Origin of the sequence: Moorena sp. SIO2C4, assembly GCF_010672485.1 — a bacterium.
Classification (GTDB): domain Bacteria; phylum Cyanobacteriota; class Cyanobacteriia; order Cyanobacteriales; family Coleofasciculaceae; genus Moorena; species Moorena producens.
In genome coordinates, this window is the sequence record NZ_JAAHGN010001183.1 from 1 (window position 1) to 2,169 (window position 2,169).

The 2,169-nt window shown below is 40.8% G+C and carries 1 protein-coding gene and 1 pseudogene; both read right to left on the reverse strand.

All coding sequences use genetic code 11. From position 1 onward, the window contains the following. Positions 1-748: pseudogene (locus tag F6K20_RS35345) on the reverse strand (hypothetical protein); the annotation flags it as partial. 191 nt (positions 749-939) lie between these two features. After that, the gene (locus F6K20_RS35350; RefSeq protein ID WP_009149351.1) at positions 940-1,479 is read right to left on the reverse strand and encodes a hypothetical protein; all 540 of its coding nucleotides are present in this window, start codon (positions 1,477-1,479) and stop codon (positions 940-942) included. Positions 1,480-2,169: the final 690 nt, after the last annotated feature.

A 2,169-nucleotide genomic window follows, 5' to 3' on the forward strand; every position in this document is an offset into this window, starting at 1 on the left:
TCCCGATGGCTATTAACGCCAATATAGAGGTTGGTTCTGGAACGGAGGTGGGATCAGTTGGTGTTGGAACGGAGGGGGGATCAGTTGGTTCCAGTCTGACTACATTGACATTATCGATTAGTAGTCCTGAATCAAAAGCACCATCCCCAACATCTGTCACACCTATGGTGAAGGTGTAGGTTCCAGAAGCAGCAATTGTCTGAGAGTAGGTGCTAAAACCAGTTTCATTCACAAAAGGTGTCATGGAATCAGCTAATACTGAGAACGTATCAGCCAAACCACTCACCTGACCGGAAATTCCCACAAAAGCGAAGTCATTAAAATATTCGGAACCGTAATCATCTGTGAGGAAGTTGTAATCGAAATTAAGCACATCTCCTGCAACGGCTGTAAAGGTAGTTCTGATTGCTGATCCTTCAAACACCTCCCCCTTTCCCGCGCCCAGATTATCCAGCGCTGTAATGTTCAGCTCTAGAAAATTGGCTAGCTCCAGGAAGTTCTCTTTTTCCTGGGGAAGGAATGTATCTAGCTGGGCATAGAAACTGCCGTCAGTAGGTTTACTACCAAAACCTGCGGTGCGCACAGAAGCACTACCCAATGTTTCCCAGCCCGTAAAATCGTTTTCAAAACTACCATTAGTGATGATGGCAGCTGAGGCAGGATTAGTATCCAATAAACTGGCCACACCGATCAGGCTGACAATACCTGTTCTCAAAGAGAAGCACTTGTGGTTTTTAAGCTGAAACATATTTATTATCTTTGTTGAGAACTAGAGATTAGTCATGGGTAGATGCTTCCCAGTTCCAAAGTGGATATTTTGTCCGAGTAGACGCTGGAAACCCATCTGACAGTCTTGGGTTGAAGACTGACCGGATTGCTGATTGGTTCCACACGTAACCTCGAAGCTGATCTTGACAATCCTAAATCACCTGTGGTTAATCATCCGATGATAAAATCGCCATCTTCTTGAATATCTATAGTTAGATCGTTTGGATCAACATTTTTCAGGGTAGCTAATGTTCTGAAGGGGGTGTTGCCTTGAAGACCATCTCGATCTACTTTAATAAGAGCATGTGAACCAAACTGATCAATTTCCAACTCAATTTTCAACCAATCGTCAACATTGGCATCTGAATTCAAACCGTATTCTTCAACAAGATCCCAAAAGAAACCAGAGGTTAGAACCACAATATCTTCATCGTTGGGATCGAAGTTTTCGATCAGGTCCGTCCTCTCGGAAAACGTCTTATACCAGATCACATCAGCAGAATTATCAATACCAGGGTTGATATAGTCACCTCCGGGACCTCCGAATAGACTGTCAGCACCCCCTTGGCCGTAGATCTCATCTCGTACAACTTGTTCATCGCTACCTCGGAGGTCGTCATCGTGCTCTGTGCCATTTATTTGATTAATCTCTGTGTCATTTATTTGATTACTGTTTCTGCCATTTATTTGATTAGTATCTCTGGTACTCATAAGTGTTTAGTATGTGCTAACTCTGTGGGTTTTGATTGTTTGAATCCTTGAATTTTAAGTCATTAGCAGAGGCATATTTTTCTCTATTAACGAGAAAAATATCTTTACTGCTACTGAGGGTTTAGAGTGGCAGCACACCCAGGAATTACTCTCCTAAAGGAGAAAAATATATTTTTCTATTTGTCCATAAAAACCTGCTAAATTATAACGATTTTTTTGGAATGTTAACTCGGGTTTAATACTAAAAATATTTTTCATTCATAATCTTTATCAATAGTTTAAGTTTAGTGAGACTTTGTGTGAAAATTGTGAAGCAATTTGATAATAATAATGAAAGGTCAAGTGGTGATGCCTATTATTAATTTTTCAATCCAGTTAGAGGAAAATCCGGAATACTTGTCTGATAATTTTTTTGGTTATATCACAATTGTATAGGCACGAGGGAGAAACGAAGGGAGGATAAGCGTGCAAAACCTTTAAAGGGTTTAAAATCCTAAAAACTACAAAAGGTATAAGAGGGATAAGGTGTACCAATTTCATTTATCCGAGCTACACATGCTGAGGAGGTATAGCGCTACGTGCAAGTCTCAAGTGAGAAGTCAGAAGTCAAAAGTAAGCATTGACTAGGTTTCGGAGTTTAGAAGCGATGCAGAGGTGCGACCCGTGGCGAATTTAATTCGCCAAGGTCAA